The organism is Pseudomonas sp. 65/3-MNA-CIBAN-0223, from assembly GCF_040310425.1.
GTDB lineage: Bacteria > Pseudomonadota > Gammaproteobacteria > Pseudomonadales > Pseudomonadaceae > Aquipseudomonas > Aquipseudomonas gregormendelii.
In genome coordinates, this window is sequence record NZ_JBEOPV010000297.1 from 1 (window position 1) to 245 (window position 245).

Here is a 245-nt window from a genome sequence, read left to right on the forward strand (position 1 = left end):
GTGCGTACGTCATCACCCAGGTCGGCGTGGGTCTCGTGGAAGCTGACGATGCCGCCCAGTTGGAACTCAATCGGGTTGGGCGACAACACAAAGGTGCCCTTGCCGTGGATTTTTTGTGCAAAGCCGCGTTCCTGCAACTGCTCGATGGCGCGCCGCACGGTGCCACGGCTGGCCTGGTAGGCGTCCATCAATTCGGTTTCGGAGGGAAGGCGCGTACCGCGTTGCAGGCGTTCGGTGGTGATGCT

At 62.0% G+C, this 245-nt stretch carries 1 protein-coding gene; it reads right to left on the minus strand.

Features of this window, described 5'->3' with window-relative positions; translation table 11 throughout:
* A partial coding sequence (locus AAEZ09_RS28960; protein ID WP_350601762.1) for a GntR family transcriptional regulator occupies window positions 1-245 on the minus strand: 245 nt, incomplete at both ends.